Raw genomic sequence first — 16,847 nt, 5'->3', positions numbered from 1 at the left:
CCTCCAACCCCGCCCCAAGATCACCCGACCACCCCACGAGGGGGAGGGCCCCCCCTCCCCACCCCTCCCCCGCCCCGCCCTGGTGTTTGGTCTTGTGCCCCGGTTCGGATGTGGTCGTTGGTGGCGCATGGCCCGAGGGAGGCCGTGCGTGATGTCTGAGTGCTGTCCGTGGGTGAGGTCGGGCGGTCCGGGCGGCCGGGCCGCAGGTGAGGGCGACGTGGCTCACACCTGTGCTCGTCGCTCGCGCGACTCACCTCTGCGCCCACCCCCTGCCTGTCGCTCCTGACTCCCGGGTGCCAGGAGCGACAGGGGCCGTGTCAGCGGACCGCCGCGAGTTGCGCCACCTTCTCCTCCTCAGGTGGGGGTACGGCAGCTGGCGTGGCCGACTCGACCGGCTTGGCGTCGTCGGAGGCGCCGGAGACCTCCGCGACGGGGCCGGCCCGCCGTCGGACGGGGATGACCGCGCAGCGGCCGACGTCGAGGCCGATCGCGACGGCTTCGAGTTCGGTGCGGTAGCGCGTCTGCCCGTCGATCTCGTAGTGGCTGGTGAACAGTCGCCCGGTGACGACGACCGGGTCTCCCTTGTCCAGGGTTGAGGCCGCGCCCTCGGCGAGCCGGCGCCAACAGCTCACGTCGAGGTAGAGCTGGTCGCCGTTGGTCCAGTCGCCCGTGGTGCGGGAGAACTTGCGTTCGGTGGCGCCGAGGCGGAACCGGACGACGGCGGCGCCGTCCCGGGTTCGCCACTGGCGCGGCTCGCTCAGCACCTTGCCCACCACGGTCACGTGCGTCTCGTACATCGCGTCCTCCCTGATCAGTCGCTGCCGTGCGCTGGGGTTGTTGGTCTTCGTCGGCCGACATGAGCAGGGTCGGGCATGGCGAGGGGGTGGGGCCAGCAGTGCGTCGTCGGCTGTGGACAACCGCTGGGGCTGTGGACAAACGGGGGCTCGAACGGGTGGTGGGGGGCGTTCTTGTCGGGGGGTTCTGGTAGCCGGCGGCTCGTGCACACCGAAGTGAGTGAGCACTCACTCCTTGACTGAGTGAGCACTCACTCAGTACCGTCGGCGTCGTGAACGACCAGCCAGCACGCCGCCGTCGCGCCCCGGCGATGTCCCCCGAGGACCGCCGCGAGGCGATCGCGGAGGCCACCCTGCCGCTCCTCGTCGAGCACGGCATCAACGTCACCACGAGCCAGATCGCCGAGGCCGCCGGCATCGCGGAGGGCACGGTCTTCCGGGTCTTCAAGGACAAGCACGAGCTGCTCGGGTACTGCGTCCACACGGCGCTCCGCGTGGAGCCGTTGCTCGAAGCGCTTCAGGCGATCCCCCGCACCTCCGACCTGGAGGCGCTGCTGCGCGCCGCCGCCGACGCGATGGGCGACCACTTCCGCCGCTCCGGCGCCCTGATGCACGCCCTCGCCGCGTCGGGATGGCGCCCCGAGCGCCCGTCCCCCGACGAGGAGCAGCAGTGGCACCAGCGGCGACTGGAGCAGGCGCGGCTCACCACGCAGGCCGTGGCCGACCTGCTCGCCCCGGAGGCCGACCGGCTGCGCGTCGCCCCGAGGACGGTCGCGGGGATGTTCCTGGGACTGGTGTTCACCGACCAGATGGGCCGCCGCGCGTTCGGCGAGACGGCCCCCGCCAGCACGGACGAGCTCATCGACGTGTTCCTGCACGGCGTGCTCGCCCGCTGAGTCCGCTTCCGAGGGGGAAGACCGTGACCGACCTGATGATCGAGGCCGACGACGTCGGCAAGAAGTTCGGCGAGGTGGCCGCGCTGACCGGCGTCGACCTCGGCGTGCCGCGTGGCACCGTGCTGGGGCTGCTCGGGCACAACGGCGCCGGCAAGACCACTCTCGTCAACATCCTCAGCACAGTGCTGCCGCCGAGCGACGGCACCGCCCGCGTCGCGGGTCACGACGTGGTCCGCGAGGGCCACGAGGTGCGTCGGCGCATCGGGCTGACCGGGCAGTTCGCCAGCGTCGACGAGCAGCTCACCGGCGAGGAGAACCTGGTGATGATCGCCAGGTTGCTGGGCGCCGACCGCCGTCAGGCGCGACAGCGCTCCGGCGAGCTGTTGGAGGCCTTCGACCTCACCGCGGCGGCCAAGCGGAAGGCCAGCACGTACTCCGGCGGCATGCGGCGCCGACTGGACCTGGCCAGCAGCCTGATCGGCCACCCCGAGGTGGTGTTCCTCGACGAGCCGACGACGGGCCTGGACCCGGCGAGCCGGGTCGCGTTGTGGGAGATCGTCGAGGGCCTGGTGGGCGACGGGACGACCGTCCTGCTCACCACGCAGTACCTGGAGGAGGCCGACCGGCTCGCCGACCAGATCACGGTTCTGTCGGCGGGGCGCGTCGTCGCGGCCGGGACCGCGGCGCAGCTCAAGGCCGACGTCGGACAGCGGACCGTGACGGTCGTGCTGGAGGAGCCGGCCGACGCGTCCCCCGCGCTCCGGGCGCTCCGGGAGGCGGGGCTGGCCCCGATGCACGACGCCGAGCGGCACGCGCTCACCACGCCCGTGGAGTCGTCGCGCCAGCTCGCGGTGGTCGTGCGCGCGCTGGACGACGTCAACGTCGACTTCGTCGAGCTGAACCTGCACGAGCCGACGCTGGACGACGTCTACCTGACCCTGACCGGCCGTCAGGCCGCCTGACCGGAGGAGAGAGCGGATGTCCACAGTGACCGCGGAACGTCCCACCGTGCGCACCGCCGAGTCCGGCGGCGCCGGTTGGCAGGGCAGTAGCGTGTTCACGCAGGTGATGGTGTTCGCCGGGCGCTCGCTGCGCGCGTTGCGCGAGCCCCGGCTGCTGATCATGAGCCTGATCCAGCCGTTCGTCATGCTGGTGTTGTTCAGCCAGGTGTTCCGGGGGATCGCGAACGGTCCCGGGTTCCCGGCGGGCGCGAACTACATCGACTACCTGATGCCGGCGATCCTGGTGACGACCTCGACGCAGTCCGCGATGGGGGCGGGGGCCGGGCTGGCCAACGACCTGCGCAACGGGGTGTTGGGGCGGTTCCGGGCGATGCCCGTGCGGCTGGTGAGCGTCCTGGTCGGGCGCAGCCTCTACGACCTGGTGCGGAACACGTTGCAGCTCGGCATCCTGCTCGTGGCCGCCGCGGCGCTGTTCGGGTTCGCGCCCGCCGGCGGAGTGGTCGGCACGCTGTGCGCGTTGGCGCTGGCGCTGTTCGTCGGCTGGGGCGTGTCCTGGGTGCTGATCGCCCTGGCGTCGTGGCTGCGCAACGTCGAGGTCATGCAGATGGTCGGGTTCATCGCGATGTTCCCGCTGATGTTCGCCTCCAGCGCGTTCGTCCCGGTCGGCGGGATGCCGGAGTGGCTGCAGGCGGTCGCCCGGGTCAACCCGCTGACCTACGCGGTGGACGCCTCGCGGGGCCTGGCCTTCGGGAGCGCGACCGCGTCGTCCGTGGTGGGGGCGTTGGTGACGAGCGCGGCGCTGGCGCTGGTCGGCGGGGCGCTCGCGGCCAGGGGCATCCGCCGGCCGTGAGGTGACATGACGTGACGTGACGCGGGGGTCACCGGACGCGGCGCTCGGGGCGGGCGCCGCGTCCGGCGTTGCCGGCGTTGTTCACGGTCAGGCGCGGGGACCGCGGTCGTTGCCGGCGAGCTTGGCCAGCATCGCGTTGTAGGCGGTGAGGTCGGCGTCCCCGTCGGCGTCGGCGCGCCGGTCGGTGCGGCGGGCGGTGCGCTCGTCGGCTCTCGCCCACTGCACCACGAGGGCGACCACCACGAAGACCACGGGGATCTCCCCGGTGGCCCAGCTCAGGCCACCGCCGAGGCGTTGGTCGGCGAGCAGGTCGGTCACCCAGGGCAGGTTGAGGTCGCGGTAGAAGATCTCGCCGATGACGGAGCGGGACATCATGAGCGCGATGCCGAAGAAGGCGTGGAACGACATGGCGGCGAACATGATCCCGAAGCGGGCCAGCGGCGGCAGCGGCCTCGGCGACGGGTCGATGCCGATCACCGGCCAGAAGAAGACGTAGCCGGCGATGAGGAAGTGGGCGTTCATCGCCAGGTGGGCCCAGTGCTCCTGGAGCGCGACGTCGAACAGGCCGGAGAAGTACAGGCCGTAGAACGAGCCGACGAACAGCGCCAGCGCGACGAGCGGGTGGGTGAGCACGCGCGAGACCGGCGAGTGGACGAACGCCAGCAGCCACTCCCGGGGCCCGGGGGGCCCCTCCCGGCCGGCGGGCTTGAGCGCGCGCAGGGCCAGGGTGACCGGCGCGCCGAGCACCAGCAGGATCGGCACCAGCATGGACAGGATCATGTGCCCGCCCATGTGCACGCTGAACATCGCCGGGGAGTAGCGGCCGATGCCGGACGAGGTGGCGACCAGCAGGCTGAGGCAGCCGCCGAGCCAGGCGATCGTGCGGCCCACCGGCCACCGGTCGCCCCTGCGGCGCAGGCGGACAACGCCGGCCAGGTACAGGCCGCCGAGCACGAGCGCGCCGGCGCCGTAGACCAGGTCGAATCGCCAGTCGAGGAGCAGGCGGGCGAGGGTGGGCGGACCGTGCAGGTCGTAGCCGATGAGCCGCTCCAGCGGGCCGGGGATGACGCCGAGCGAGCCGGGCGGGGGCGTGCGGCCCAGGGCGACGGACAGGCCGACCGTGGCCAGCATGACCAGCACCTCGACGGCGCCGAGCCGGAGCAGGGCGCCCGGGTTGCCCTTCTCGACGACCGCCCGGACGCCGCGGCGGCGCTGGGCGTAGCCGAACCAGAACAGCACCAGCAGCGCGCCGATCTTGGCGAGGACGAGCCGGCCGTAGTCGGAGGTGACCAGCTCGCTCAGCGGCAGCCGGACCAGGGCGTTGACCACGCCGGAGAACGCCATCGCGAGCCAGCACACCAGGGCGACCAGGGAGAACCGGCGGGCGGCCAGCGCGAGGTGGTCGCCGCGGCGGGCGGCGTGCGCGATCAGGGCGACCAGCCCGCCGATCCAGAGCGCGGCGCCGAACAGGTGGTACAGGAGGCTGTTGGTGGCCAGGTCGTGCGCCCCGCCGGAGGCGGAGTGGCCGCTGACGACGACGGGCAGCAGGCCGGCCAGGGACGCGCCGAACAGCACGACGGTCCAGCCCCAGGTCAGGACGACCCGGCAGCCGACGGTCACGACCAGCGCGACCAGCGCGGTGATCGTCCACGACCTGGCCTGCTCGACGGCGTCCACGAGGTCGAACAGCACGCGCGGGCGGAGGATCTCGCCGACGGGCCGGCCGGCGACGTCGGCCGCGATGAACGGCACGAGCGCTACGGAGCCGAGGAGCCACGCCAGGCCGGACCAGCCGGCGGTGCGCAGCGCGGCGTAGCCGTCGGCGGACAGGGTGCCGGACTTCTGCGGCGGGACCAGGAAGGCGGCGAACAGCAGGGAGCCGACGCACACCACCGCGCCGGACTCGGCCACGACCCGCGCGACCGGCAGCCCGAGCCGGGTGAGGGCGCCGGGGTCGGGCAGGCCGAGGGCGGCGAGCACGTCGCCGGCGGTCACCGAGGTGATCGCGGCGGCCAGCACCGCGGCCAGCGCGACGCCGGGCAGCAGCAGCGCGGCGATGCTCAGGACGGGACGGCTGGGGCGGGGCCCGACCGTGTCGTCCCCGGTGGAGAGGGGTGCTGGCGCGTCGGAGGGCACGGGACGAGGGTAGGCAGCACCCCGGAGCGGGGACACCGCCGGCCTGAGCAACCGTGTCCCCTGTCACCGGTTCGGCGGCGGCCCCGGCGATCGCGCCGCTACCGTTGCACCTCGTGATGCCGCGTCGCCGTGCCCGCCGACTCGTCCTGCCGCTCGTGTTCGCGGTGGTGGCGCTCTCCGGTTGCGGCCGGGAGGTGAGCGGCGACCCGACCGCGGCGGCCGGGTTCCGCCCGGGTGAGGCGACCGGGTCCGCCCGGCCCACGCCGCCGGGGACGGGCGGCACCCAGGGCGGTACCCAGGGCGGCCCGCAGGGCAGCAGAGCCCCCGCGCCGAAGAACGTCGACGGGGTGGACCCCTGCGCCCTGCTCCAGCCGGCCGACCTGGGCGCGGTCGGCGGGGCCAGGGGCGAGCCCCGGCGGGGCGAGCCGGTGCCGGACGGCTGCTTCCGCCTGCTGGCCGGGGGCGCGGCCGACGACTCGGCGGCCGTCGGCTTCTTCAAGCCCCTGGACCAGGTGAAGGCGGAACAGCCGGGTGGGCGTGATTTCGTGACCGAGGGTTACCCGACCTGGTTCCGCTGCAAGGTCGACAGCGGCTACCAGACGTGCACGGCGGCGGTCGCGGTGCGCCCGGACCGCACGCTGCTGACCGCGCTGTCCAAGCGGGACACCCCGGTCGACACGGTGCGTGACGCCCTGAACGCGCTCACCGTGGTCGCCCTCCACCGGCTCCCCTCGGCATAACCCCTGGTCACCACGGTAGTGTGACGCGAGTGGACACGAGCTGGTCGCTCCTTGGTCGCGAGTGGCTAACAGTGCCTCACACCGACTAACGCGGGCGGCCGGTGCGGCGATTACCACCTCGGGTGACGGCGGCGCCGCTCGGCGCGTCACCCTCCGCCCTCGTAGCTCAGCTGGACAGAGCAAGAGACTTCTAATCTCTGGGTCGCAGGTTCGAGTCCTGCCGGGGGCACTCAGTTTTCCCAGGTCAACACGGGTGTGGCGCGATCCTGCCACAAGATCGGACGTGCGGGAAGCGGCCACTTCGGGCTGGCGTCCGCCGGTCGTGGCGCGGTCAGGTCGGCGGACGACTCCCCGGTGACGGGGACGCGAACGGGTGTCCCGGCGTCCCCCGACCGCCACATACGCGCCGGCCGGTCGTTCTTCCGGTCCCTTCCCCAGCTCGCCGGTGGTGGCTCTCGTCACAAGCCGTTCGGTCAGTGGTGTGGGTCGGTGACGGCGTGCCGCTCGCGGCTGATGATCGTGCTCAGGGCGTCGTAGCTGTCGTAGTCGTAGTTCGACAGGATGACCCCGGTCCAGTCCGAGTCCAGGTAGATCGTCCAGTTGGTCGATCCGCCGGCGATGCCGCCGCCGTGGCCGATCAGGCGCTGGTTGTTGAAGACCGACGCCGTCACCCCGTAGGCCATGAACGACTCCTGCGCGGCCGGGTCGGGGTTGCCGACGTGCGGGCGCGGGCCGGTGTGCTTGCCGCCGACGAAGAGCTCCGTGTAGGCGCGGTTGAGGAGTTTGTGGCCCGTCAGGGCGCGGGCGAAGCGGACGAGGTCGGGAGCGGTGGAGAAGCCGTTCCCGGCGGCCGTGCCGATGAAGTTGCGGGCCGAGTTGTTGCCGCCCGGGATCTGGCCGCCGCCCGGGATCTTCCCCGGCTTCCCGCCCTTGTCGAGGTGGCGGACCCCGTCCACGCGTTCGCCGGACTCCTGGAGCATGTAGGGGTGGGCGATCCGCTCGTCGGCCAGCCACTGCGGGCGGGTGTAGTAGTCCGACCGGGTCATGCCGGCCGGGCGGAAGACGTGGTCGCGGACGTAGTCCCAGAACGTCCTGCCGGTCACCTTCTCCACGATCTCGCCGAGGACGGCCATGCCCGAGCTGCTGTAGGAGCTCTGGCTGCCCGGGGCGAACCTCAGCTCCTCGCGGCGGAGGTCCGCCGCCTGGTCCCGCATCTGCTCCTCGACGCTGTGGTAGGTCCGCTCCGGCGGTGGGTTCCAGCGGGGGTCGCTCATTCCGGCGGTGTGGGTGAGCAGGTGGTGCACGGTCACCTTCTCGGCGACGTCGGCCGGATAGCCCTGGAGGTGGGCGCCCAGCTTGTCGCCGAACCTCAGCTTGCCCTGCTGTGCGAGCTGGACGATCGCCAAGCCGACGAACGGCTTCGACGCCGACGCGAGCGCGTAGATCGTGTCGACCCGGTTGGGGATCGAGCGCTCGCGGTCCGCCATCCCGTACGCCCGCGCCAGGACCGGTCGGCCCCGGTGCGCGACGAGCACGGTGCCGGAGAACCTGTCCTGCGCCGCCAGGTCGGCGATGTGCCGGTCGTACGACCCTCCCGGCAGGACGTCCCGGGGGACGCGGCCGGGGCCGAACGGGTTGAGGTCGTCGCCGGCCTCGGCGGCGCCGGTGGTCGCCAGCAGGCCGGCCGCGCCGAACATGCCGAGCACGGCGCGGCGGGACGGGAGAATCTTCGCCACCCTGGGTCTCCGTTTCGGTTCGCGGGTGAACACGCGGTGCCGCCAGTGGTACCCGGCACGGGGTTTCACCGTGGTTTCGGCGACACCGGCGGGCGGTGTAACCGCCACGAAACGGTCGCCAGGACACCATCACGCGCAGGCGGGAGCGGAAGGGCTGAGGGATGCGGGTGCTGGTGGTCGAGGACGACGCCGAGCTGGCCGAGGCGATCGGCGTCGGGCTGCGCCGCGAGAGCATGGCCGTCGACGTGGCCTTCGACGGGGTGAGCGGGCTGGACCGCGCGACGCTCACCGGGTACGACGTCATCATCCTCGACCGGGACCTGCCCGGACTCCACGGCGACCAGGTGTGCGCCCGCCTGGTCGACGACGGCTGCCGGGCCCGGGTCCTCATGCTGAGCGCGGCGGACACCGTCGAGGACCGCGTGGACGGCCTCGGCCTGGGCGCCGACGACTACCTGCCCAAGCCGTTCGCGTTCGACGAGCTCGTCGCCCGGGTCCGCGCGCTCTTCCGGCGGGCGCAGCCCGCCCTGCCCCCCGTGCTGGCGGCGGGCGACCTGCGGCTGGACCCCGCCCGCCGCCGGGTCACCCGCGGTGGTCGGCCGGTGGAGCTGGGTCCGAAGGAGTTCGGCGTGCTGGAGCTCCTGCTGGCGGCGCGGGGACGGGTCGTGGCGGCCGAGGAGCTCCTGGAACGGGTGTGGGACGAGAACGCCGACCCGTTCACCACCGCGGTCAAGGTGACGATCAGCCGGCTGCGCCGCAAGCTCGGCGAGCCGGCCGTCATCGAGACAGTCGCCCACACCGGCTACCGCGTCTGAGCGTGCGGGCTGACGCGCCGCGCGCCCGGCGTCCGCGCCGGGGCACCTTCCGGCTGCGCGGGAGCACTGTCCGGCTGCGCCTCACCGCCACCTACGGCGGGCTCTTCCTCGCCTCGGGGACGGCCTTGCTGATCGTCACCTACCTGCTGCTGCGGTCCGCGGGCATCCTCGTCCTCACAGACAGCGACTCCTCCGCGCGTGTGCTCCGGGACATCGCCGAAGCGCCGTCCGCCGGGATTCCGGCCGAAGACCTGCGCGCGACCGTGGCACACCGGTTGCTGGAGCGGGCCGCGATCGCGCTCGCCGTCATGACGGTGTTGTCCGCCGGTCTGGGCTGGCTCGCCGCGGGGCGGGCGCTCCGTCCACTGAGGACGATCACGGGCGCCGCCAGGGAGATCTCCGCCACCAGCCTGCACCAACGCCTCGCCCTGACCGGCCACCCCGACGAGCTCCGGGAGCTCGGCGACACGTTCGACGCGCTGCTCGGCCGGCTCGAAGTGGCGTTCGACGCCCAGCGGCGGTTCGTCGCCAACGCCTCGCACGAACTGCGGACCCCGCTGACCCGCCAGCGCACCCTGCTCGAGGTCGCGCTCGCCGACCCCGCGCCGACCGTCGACTCCCTGCGCGCGGCCTGCCGACGGGCCGTCGTCGCCGGGCACCACCTCGAAAGGCTCATCGAGGCGCTGCTGACGCTCGCGCGCAGCCAACGCGGACTCGACCACCGCGAACCCGTCGACCTGGCCGACGTCGCCGGCGACGTCCTCGACAGCCGCGGCGAGGACATCCGACGCCAGCGGCTCGTGGTCAGCGCCGACCTCGGCCCGGCGACGGCACTGGGCGACGCACGGCTGGTCGAACGCCTGGTGACCAACCTGCTGGACAACGCCCTGCACCACAACCACCCCGGTGGCTCGATCCGCGTCGCCACCGCGACCCGGGCCGACCACTCGGCCCTCACCATCCGGAACACCGGCCCGCTCGTTCCCCCTGCTGACGTCGACCACCTCGTACAGCCCTTCCACCGGCTCGGCGCGCACCGCGCGGCCGCGCCCGAACGGACCGGACTCGGACTGTCCATTGTGGACGCGATCGCCCGCGCCCACGACGCGTCGCTGCGCATCCACGCCCCACCCACCGGCGGACTTGACGTCGAGGTCCGCTTCCCTTTCGCCCCCGTGAGCACGGCGTGACCCTCCGCTGAACGGCGTTTCCCCGTCTCCGGGCAATCCCCCGGGGGCCTCCGAGGCCGGTAACTGGGTTGGCGGGGCGGGTCAGGATGGAGGTGTGCCGGTTTCGGAGAGCTCGGGGGCGGAGTTGGGCGCTGGGGTCGACACCCACCGGATCGAGGTGCCCGCGGGCCTGGTCGCGTACCACGACATGCACAACGCGACGTGGGATCCCGCGTGGATCTCCAAGCTGCCGGACCTGGCGGCGAGCTTCCTGGAGCGGTGGGAGCTGCGGCCCGACGGGCCGGGCGCGCACGGCATGATCGCGCTCGTGCTGCCCGTGGTCCGGGCGGACGGCACGCCCGCGGCCCTCAAACTCCAGCCCGTCACCGAGGACAACGTCGACGAGCCGCTCGCGCTGCGGACCTGGAACGGGCAGGGCGCGGTGCGGTTGCTCGACCACGACCCGGAGACGGGCACGATGCTGCTGGAGCGACTGGACGGCCAGCGGTCGCTGTCCAGCGTTCCGGACGACATGGCGGCTCTCCAGATCCTCGCCGAGTTGCTCGCCCGCCTGGTCGCGACACCCGCGCCTCGGGGCGTGCGCACCCTGGACGGGATCGCCAGGGGCATGCTCGACCACCTCCCCCGGGCGCTGCCGGCGCTGCCCGACCCGGGCCACCGGGAACTGCTGAGGACCTGCGCCGCCGCCGTGCGCGAGCTGGTCGGCGAGCCGGGCGACCGGCTCCTGCACTGGGACCTGCACTACGACAACGTCCTCGCGTCGCCGCCGTCGTCGGGGCGTGAGCCGTGGCTGGCCATCGACCCGCAGCCGATCTCCGGCGACCCCGCCTTCGAGCTCCTGCCCGCGCTCGACAACCGCTGGGAGGAGGTCGTCGCGACCGGCGACGTGGCGCGGGCGGTCCGCCGCAGGTTCGACCTGGTGACCGAGGTGCTCGACCTGGACCGGCGCCGCGCGGTCGGCTGGACGCTCGGCCGGGTCCTGCAGAACTGCCTCTGGGACGTGGAGGACGGCCACACGGCGCTGAACCCGGTCCAGGTCGCCATCGCGGAGGCCGTGTTGGCGATCTAGCGCGGCCGGCGGGCGGAGCGGCATCCGAAGAGGTGAACGGCCTGGTGGTCCCGAAAGGGCAACTTGTCCCTATGGTTGGGTTTTTGCAAGACTTCGGGGTATGAGTCCAGTCCGAAGGGGCAAAGACCTGCCGATCTACAATCGGCTGCAGGTCCTGCGCGCCGAACGGGGACTCTCCAGGACGCAGCTCGCCGAGGCGGTCGAGGTGAACCCGCAGACGATCGGCGCGCTGGAGCGGGGCGACCACTACCCCAGCCTCGACCTCGCCTTCCGGATCTGCGCGGTGTTCGGCCTGCCGGTCGAGGCGGTGTTCAGCCGCACGCCGTTCCAGCCGCTGTCCGAGCAGGTCTACGGGAGCTGGACCGGCCGCGGCTGACCGGATCGCCGCCGCTGTCGGGGGACGAGCCGGCAGGTGAATGGTCATCACCGGTTCGAGGGGAAAGGCGGGGCCACCGCCCGATCTCCGGTTGCCCGCCCCCGCACCCCGGGTTTCCCTGACGGCGAGAACTGCCCGGAGGGAGCGATCATGCCAACCCGGAACGTCGTGCGTGCCCTGGTGGTCGGGTTCGCCGCCACTTCGCTGCTCACGGCCGGCTGCGCCAGCCGGTCGGAGGAGGGCGGCGCGCCGCAGGCGCCAATGACCACCCACGCCAGCATGCCGCCGAGCAACAGCTCGCCACCGCCGCTGGCCAGCCGACGCGCGAGCGCCTCCGCCGCCACGAGCGCCGCCGCCGGGCCGAACAAGATCGGGCCGAACGACCTGCGGCGCGCGGTGGAGGCCGCGCAGGGCCGCGCGTCGGACGCCCGGCTGCTCGCCGCCGAGCCGGAGACGGCGGAGGGCAGGAAGGTGTGGCGGATCGCGGTGCTCACCGCCGAGCCCTCGGTGGCCGCCTACGACGTGGACCCGCGCACGTTCAACGCGCGGCAGCGCAGTCAGCCGCCGGCCGAGCAGCCGTGGACGCGGCTGCGGGAGATCGCGAGCGTGGACTGGACCGACGCGGTGACGATGGCGACCGAGCAGACGCAGGGCACGGTCTCCAGAGTCCGTCTGGACAACGTGGCCGACCAGCCCGACCGGCCGATGTGGAAGGTCACCGTGCTCAGCGAGGACCAGAAGGTCGAGTACGAGATCGACGCCCAGAACGGCAACGTGCTGCACCGGGAGATCGACCGGCGCGAGGGCGACGACTGGAGCTAGGTCCCGGCCGGGCCACGCACGAGCACGCCTCCTCCGGGACGGCCCGGGCGCCGCGGCGTCGGCGCCCGGGCCGCACGGACCGATCGGGAGTCACAGGCCTCACGGCCGGTGTTCGGTCGGGGCGGGGTCGGTACCCGCCCCGACCGAATGCTGTTCGGCGACGCGCTCCCCGCGACGCGCCGGGACCGCCGTGGCACTCCCGATCTCACGCGAGCCGCGAGATCACCGGCCGGCACCGCTCCGGCTGGTGGGGGTGAACACCACCGGCAGCTCCAGCAACCCGTGACTGCGGTGGGACGGGCGCCAGCGCAGCTCGGCCGCCGGCACGGCGAGCGCGAGGTCGGGGAAGCGCCGCACCACGGTGCCGAGCGCGACCTGGGCCTGCACCCTCGTCAGGGACGCGCCGAGGCAGAAGTGGATGCCGTGCCCGAGGGCGACGTGCTGGTTGTCGGCCCGGTGGATGTCCAGCTCGTCCGCGCGGGCGAACTGGTCCGGGTCCCGGTTGGCGGACATGAGCGACAGCAGCACGGTCTCCCCCGCCGGGACGCGGACCCCGCCGATCTCCACGTCCTCCAGCGGGAAACGCCGGATGGCCAGCGTCTGCGGCCCGTCGTACCGCATCAACTCGTCCACAGCGGACACCACGAGCTCGGGGCGCTCCCGCAGTTCGGCCGCCAGCTCGGGCCGCTGGGCGAGGGTGAGCGCCCCCTTGCCGATCAGGTGGACCGGGTTCTCGTAGCCCGCCATGAGGGTCAGGAAGGCGAGCGAGGTCAGCTCGTCCTCGCTCAGCCGATCCTCGGCGTCCCGTGCCGTGACCCAGGACGACAGCAGGTCCTCGCCCGGCGCCCGGCGCTTCCGCGCGACCAGGTCGGTGAGGTAGTGCGCCATCTGACCGATCGCGGACCGCATCCGCTCCTTGGCCCGCGCCGGGTCCCTCGGGTCGGGGGCCACCATCGCCTCGACCCAGCTCCGGAAGTCGGCCCGGTCGGCCTCCTCGACGCCGAGCACCTCGCAGATGGTCATCGCCGACACGGGGGCGGCGAGGCTCGCGACGAGGTCGGCCCGGCCGAGGGGGGCGACGGCGTCGAGCAGCTCGTCGGTGATCGCCTGGACGCGGTCCCGCATCCGCTCGACGTAGCGGGGGGTGAACGCCCGGGAGACCAGCCGGCGCAGCCGGGTGTGGTCGGGCGGGTCCATGTTGAGCAGGTTGGCGTCCAGCGCCGGCGGCAACGCGAACCCGGTGAACCCCCGGCCCGCCGAGTTCGCCTTGTCCAGGGAGAGCCGGGGGTCGGCGAGCGCGGCCCGGACGTCGGCGTAGCGGGTGACGAGCCAGGCCGCAGCGCCGTCCGGCGTCCTGATCCGGTGCACCGGCGCCTGCTGGCGGAGGCGGGCGAAGCCGGCGTGCGGGTCGGCGAGGAACTCGGCGTCGAAGGGCATGGGCGGGGTGTCGGGCACGGGGGCACCTCGGGTGGTGGGGGGCGGGTGGGCGGCGGGTCGGGCGGCCCCGGTGGGTCACCTCTCGGTCAGGACCGCGCGGACCACGGGGGATCGGCGGTAGGCGCGGGAGACCCGCACGAGCCAGGTGATCTCGGCGCACAGGTCGGCGCCGCCGGGCTCGACACCGTGTGACTCAGCGCCGTGTGGCTCAGCGCCGGCGGGTTCGGCGGAGGCGCCGTCGTCGTCGGTCGCGCCGTCGTCGGCCGGGCTGCCGCGGGCCTTGGCCCGCACCGCCGCGGCGAGCCGCGCGGCCTCGACCACGGCGAGCAGCCCGTCGCCGCTGAGCCCCGCCTCCCGGCCGAGCCGGTCGGCGGCGGCCGCGACCCGGGCGTCGAGGTGGGGGCGCAGCGCCAGCCGGCCGTCCCGGATCTCGATGACCCGCCGGTACAGCCGGAAGTCCAGGTCCCGCACGCGCAGCCACTCCAGCGCGCGGACGGCCGGCGGGTCCAGCACCACCTCCGGGCTGGAGCGCAGGGCCACCGCCCGCCACAGCGGGGCGAGCCGCCGGTGGGCGAGGTAGCGGCCGGCCAGCCCGGCGAGCGCGGTGATCCGGTGCCCCCACGCCGGCACCGTCAGGCCGACGATCACCAGCAGGGCGCCGGCGCTGGCGCACAGCGGGGCCAGCGCCTCCCAGCGACGCGTGTCGACGCCGAGCACCGGGCCGAGGATGTTGGCGATGCGGACGGCGCAGTAGCCCAGACCGGTGGCCGCGCCCGCGGCGGTCAGCCGCAGCCCGCGCCGCAGCCAGGGGCGTGGGGCTTCTCGGGCGTAGTGCCAGCCGATGCGGGCGGTGTCGCAGAGGCCCACCGCGAACGCGGAGACGTAGAAGACGAGGTAGACGGCGTAGTACGGGTTCGCCGCGTACCACACGACGAAGTCGGTGCTGCGCTCCACGGCGGGCGCCGTCGTGGCGAAGAGCACCGCCATCACGACCAGCGCGCCGGCCACGGCGAGCAGCCGCCAGCGGATCCTGGCCACGGCCTGGTCCCTCGGGTGCACCCAGAACAGCAACATCGCCTGGATGCTCGCGCTGAACCCCACGACGCAGCCCTGGGAGAGCAGGGTCGACAGGTTGGGCACGCCCACCGAGCGGTCCAGCCCCTCCCACACGGCGGGGACCGAGACGGTGAAGACCAGCGCGAGCAGCAGGAACGCCACCCACACCGCCGTGATGGCGGGGTTGTCGGGTTGCCGGCGGCGGCCGCGGAACTTGTAGAGGAAGGCGGTCCACGCGGCCGCCGCGCACAGCGGGTAGAGGACGTGGTTCACCGGCGTCACTCCGCTGTCGGGTGTTCCAGCGAGCTCTCGATCCGCGCCACCACGTCGGCCCCGTCGTGATCCGACGGGTGCGGGGGCACCGGACCGGTCCGCCGGACGGGCGCGGGGACGCCGCGACGCGCCCGCTGCAGGATCATGGAGGCGATCATCTCAGCCTCCTGCTCCTCCTCGGCGGTGTAGTGCGTCCGCCCGAGCACCCGCGCGACCATCCTCGGGTCGAGGTTCGGCAGCAGGAGCCGGGAGACGTCCTCGCCCAGCACCGGGGCCGCCTCGTGGTCGCACAGCAGGTGGCCGAGCTCGTGCAGCACGATGTGCTCCCGGTGCAGGGGGCTGGTGCGCTCCTCGTAGACGACGTACTCCGCGCTGCTCGTGGAGAGCCACAGGCCGCAGGGGCTCCCGGTGGGCAGCGCCAGCGGCAGCAGGTGGATGGGGCGGCCCCGGGCTTGGCCGATGCGGTCGCACAGGGCGCGCACGTCGAACGGGTCGGGCATGTCGAGCGAGCGCACCCGCTGCTCGCAGCGTCGTCGCAAACGCCTGCGATCCATGCGGTCACCGCCCAGCTCCCGGTCCTGTCGCTGTCACACCGCGACGACCGTCCGCACGGCGGAGGGGCCTGGGGGCCGCGGCGCCTCTCAGTCTCCCCCGTCCGAGTCCTGGGACAAGCCCTCGAGCTCCCGCACGCGCTTGATCATTTCCACGATGGAGTCGAGGCTGCGCGAGGACAGGCCGGCGGCGCGGAGCGCAACCTTCTGCACGCCGGTGTCGCGCAGGGCGTTGAGCAGCCCGATCTCCGCGGCCACGTCGGCCGCGGTGGCGTCGTCGAAGAAGTAGGCGGGCGGGACGCCGAAGAAGGCGGCCAGCGCCTCGAGGTGCTTCATCGTCGGGTTGTCCCGCTGGCCCTTGCGCAGCAGCCAGATGTAGGTGGCCGAGATCGTGGCGCCGCCCTGGTCGCGGATGGCGGCCGCGACCTCCTCGTTGCTGTAGGGACCGCGGCCCGCCGGGTGGACGGACTCGAACAGGTGGTTCAGTTTCTCGGCCAACGTGCGCGGGGCACGCTCGCTCCCGGCCATGGTGACACCTCCGAGAACCGACACAGCACCAACTGCCTCAACTGAGGTGAAGGTTGTACCACCCTAGCGCCCACACAGGTTGACACTCCGGGCCTCTGGCTGGTTACATCGCGCTCACCGCACATCAACTGGTGTGAAGCGGCGACCCACAGGTCACCCTGCCCGTCTTCATCCCAGTTGTGCGTGGTGGCAGGAGGACGACGGCGCGGGCGGCGCCGGTCGGTGGGCGGTTCTTGGGGGTTCGCCCACCTGACGTCCGTTGTCGTGCGGCCCGGTCCCCGTCAGGGAACCGGGCCCACGGCATGTATACACCTTGTGTTCACTCTCGCCGTTCCCCCGCGCCCTGGCGTTCCGCGCCCCCGAAGTCGGGCGTCCACGCCGCCGCGCCGTGATCCGAAGAACTCGCAAAGGCCACCCGGACAGGCGAAAGCCTGACGGAGACGTGACAGAACCGGCGGGTCTCACGGGCGCCGAACGCCGTCGAGCGCGCTGGCGAGCAAGGGCGAGGGAGTGCGGCTGGTGGTGTGTCAGGGGTTGTGGTGGCCGGAACACCCCGGCCCACACGCCACACCATTCACCGAACACCCCACCACCAGCAACCCCGCCAACCCCCGCA

At 73.3% G+C, this 16,847-nt stretch carries 16 protein-coding genes and 1 tRNA gene; 10 read left to right on the top strand and 7 right to left on the bottom strand.

Features of this window, described 5'->3' with window-relative positions; all coding sequences use genetic code 11:
* Positions 1-317 precede the first annotated feature (317 nt).
* Positions 318-797 (bottom strand): single-stranded DNA-binding protein, encoded by a 480-nt coding sequence (locus tag BUE43_RS29780; RefSeq protein ID WP_073489667.1) that lies wholly within the window; start codon positions 795-797, stop codon positions 318-320.
* 269 nt (positions 798-1,066) lie between these two features.
* On the opposite strand from BUE43_RS29780, the gene BUE43_RS29775 reads away from it, so the two are divergent.
* The 3 genes from BUE43_RS29775 to BUE43_RS29765 are packed head-to-tail and all read left to right on the top strand — an operon-like array spanning position 1,067 to position 3,502.
* The gene (locus tag BUE43_RS29775) at positions 1,067-1,690 is read left to right on the top strand and encodes a TetR/AcrR family transcriptional regulator (RefSeq protein WP_143174483.1); all 624 of its coding nucleotides are present in this window, start codon (positions 1,067-1,069) and stop codon (positions 1,688-1,690) included.
* A gap of 23 nt (positions 1,691-1,713) precedes the next feature.
* Positions 1,714-2,652 carry an ATP-binding cassette domain-containing protein gene (locus tag BUE43_RS29770; RefSeq protein WP_234995998.1) on the top strand — a complete coding sequence of 313 codons (939 nt, stop codon included), beginning with the start codon at positions 1,714-1,716 and terminating at the stop codon, positions 2,650-2,652.
* A gap of 16 nt (positions 2,653-2,668) precedes the next feature.
* On the top strand, positions 2,669-3,502 hold the full coding sequence (locus tag BUE43_RS29765) for an ABC transporter permease (protein WP_073489665.1): 834 nt from the start codon (positions 2,669-2,671) through the stop codon (positions 3,500-3,502).
* A gap of 87 nt (positions 3,503-3,589) precedes the next feature.
* On the opposite strand, the gene BUE43_RS29760 is transcribed toward BUE43_RS29765, so the two are convergent.
* The gene (locus tag BUE43_RS29760; RefSeq protein WP_407697144.1) at positions 3,590-5,638 is read right to left on the bottom strand and encodes a bifunctional copper resistance protein CopD/cytochrome c oxidase assembly protein; all 2,049 of its coding nucleotides are present in this window, start codon (positions 5,636-5,638) and stop codon (positions 3,590-3,592) included.
* Positions 5,639-5,754: 116 nt separating this feature from the next.
* Here BUE43_RS29760 and BUE43_RS29755 point away from each other — a divergent pair, with 116 nt between their 5' ends.
* A complete protein-coding gene (locus BUE43_RS29755) occupies positions 5,755-6,378 on the top strand; it encodes a hypothetical protein (protein ID WP_073489735.1) in 624 nt (207 codons plus the stop codon).
* A gap of 155 nt (positions 6,379-6,533) precedes the next feature.
* Positions 6,534-6,607, top strand: a tRNA-Arg gene (locus BUE43_RS29750).
* A 244-nt stretch (positions 6,608-6,851) separates the two neighbouring features.
* On the opposite strand, the gene BUE43_RS29745 is transcribed toward BUE43_RS29750, so the two are convergent.
* A complete protein-coding gene (locus BUE43_RS29745; RefSeq protein ID WP_234995997.1) occupies positions 6,852-8,114 on the bottom strand; it encodes a serine hydrolase domain-containing protein in 1,263 nt (420 codons plus the stop codon).
* Between the two features lie 161 nt (positions 8,115-8,275).
* On the opposite strand from BUE43_RS29745, the gene BUE43_RS29740 reads away from it, so the two are divergent.
* The 5 genes from BUE43_RS29740 (at position 8,276) to BUE43_RS29720 (ending at position 12,386) form a co-directional block, all read left to right on the top strand.
* Positions 8,276-8,929 carry a response regulator transcription factor gene (locus BUE43_RS29740; protein ID WP_073489664.1) on the top strand — a complete coding sequence of 218 codons (654 nt, stop codon included), beginning with the start codon at positions 8,276-8,278 and terminating at the stop codon, positions 8,927-8,929.
* 2 nt (positions 8,930-8,931) lie between these two features.
* Positions 8,932-10,119, top strand: a complete 1,188-nt coding sequence (locus tag BUE43_RS29735) for a sensor histidine kinase (protein WP_143174482.1) — start codon at positions 8,932-8,934, stop codon at positions 10,117-10,119.
* Positions 10,120-10,306: 187 nt separating this feature from the next.
* Entirely contained in the window at positions 10,307-11,188 is an 882-nt protein-coding gene (locus tag BUE43_RS29730) for an aminoglycoside phosphotransferase family protein (RefSeq protein WP_073489732.1), read from the top strand.
* 100 nt (positions 11,189-11,288) lie between these two features.
* Entirely contained in the window at positions 11,289-11,564 is a 276-nt protein-coding gene (locus BUE43_RS29725; protein WP_073489663.1) for a helix-turn-helix transcriptional regulator, read from the top strand.
* Positions 11,565-11,714: 150 nt separating this feature from the next.
* The gene (locus tag BUE43_RS29720; protein WP_073489662.1) at positions 11,715-12,386 is read left to right on the top strand and encodes a PepSY domain-containing protein; all 672 of its coding nucleotides are present in this window, start codon (positions 11,715-11,717) and stop codon (positions 12,384-12,386) included.
* Between the two features lie 222 nt (positions 12,387-12,608).
* Here BUE43_RS29720 and BUE43_RS29715 read toward each other — a convergent pair whose 3' ends face one another.
* The 4 genes from BUE43_RS29715 to BUE43_RS29700 all read right to left on the bottom strand — a co-directional run bounded on the left by BUE43_RS29715 (position 12,609) and on the right by BUE43_RS29700 (position 16,231).
* The gene (locus BUE43_RS29715; protein ID WP_234995995.1) at positions 12,609-13,841 is read right to left on the bottom strand and encodes a cytochrome P450 family protein; all 1,233 of its coding nucleotides are present in this window, start codon (positions 13,839-13,841) and stop codon (positions 12,609-12,611) included.
* Between the two features lie 57 nt (positions 13,842-13,898).
* On the bottom strand, positions 13,899-15,152 hold the full coding sequence (locus tag BUE43_RS29710; RefSeq protein WP_073489730.1) for an MAB_1171c family putative transporter: 1,254 nt from the start codon (positions 15,150-15,152) through the stop codon (positions 13,899-13,901).
* Between the two features lie 5 nt (positions 15,153-15,157).
* Positions 15,158-15,706: an ImmA/IrrE family metallo-endopeptidase gene (locus BUE43_RS29705; RefSeq protein WP_073489661.1), complete on the bottom strand. Its 549-nt coding sequence runs from the start codon at positions 15,704-15,706 to the stop codon at positions 15,158-15,160.
* An 87-nt stretch (positions 15,707-15,793) separates the two neighbouring features.
* Entirely contained in the window at positions 15,794-16,231 is a 438-nt protein-coding gene (locus BUE43_RS29700) for a helix-turn-helix domain-containing protein (protein WP_073489660.1), read from the bottom strand.
* Between the last annotated feature and the right edge of the window lie 616 nt (positions 16,232-16,847).

It is taken from the genome of Streptoalloteichus hindustanus, from assembly GCF_900129375.1.
GTDB classification, from domain to species: domain Bacteria; phylum Actinomycetota; class Actinomycetes; order Mycobacteriales; family Pseudonocardiaceae; genus Streptoalloteichus; species Streptoalloteichus hindustanus.
This window is presented reverse-complemented; position numbering and strand designations above follow the sequence as displayed.

Coding starts and splice junctions, on each gene's coding strand:
- BUE43_RS29780 (WP_073489667.1), bottom strand. CDS start 797: ATGTACGAGACGCACGTGACCGTGGTGGGCAAGGTGCTGAGCGAGCCG.
- BUE43_RS29765 (WP_073489665.1), top strand. CDS start 2,669: ATGTCCACAGTGACCGCGGAACGTCCCACCGTGCGCACCGCCGAGTCC.
- BUE43_RS29755 (WP_073489735.1), top strand. CDS start 5,755: ATGCCGCGTCGCCGTGCCCGCCGACTCGTCCTGCCGCTCGTGTTCGCG.
- BUE43_RS29740 (WP_073489664.1), top strand. CDS start 8,276: ATGCGGGTGCTGGTGGTCGAGGACGACGCCGAGCTGGCCGAGGCGATC.
- BUE43_RS29730 (WP_073489732.1), top strand. CDS start 10,307: ATGCACAACGCGACGTGGGATCCCGCGTGGATCTCCAAGCTGCCGGAC.
- BUE43_RS29725 (WP_073489663.1), top strand. CDS start 11,289: ATGAGTCCAGTCCGAAGGGGCAAAGACCTGCCGATCTACAATCGGCTG.
- BUE43_RS29720 (WP_073489662.1), top strand. CDS start 11,715: ATGCCAACCCGGAACGTCGTGCGTGCCCTGGTGGTCGGGTTCGCCGCC.
- BUE43_RS29705 (WP_073489661.1), bottom strand. CDS start 15,706: ATGGATCGCAGGCGTTTGCGACGACGCTGCGAGCAGCGGGTGCGCTCG.
- BUE43_RS29700 (WP_073489660.1), bottom strand. CDS start 16,231: ATGGCCGGGAGCGAGCGTGCCCCGCGCACGTTGGCCGAGAAACTGAAC.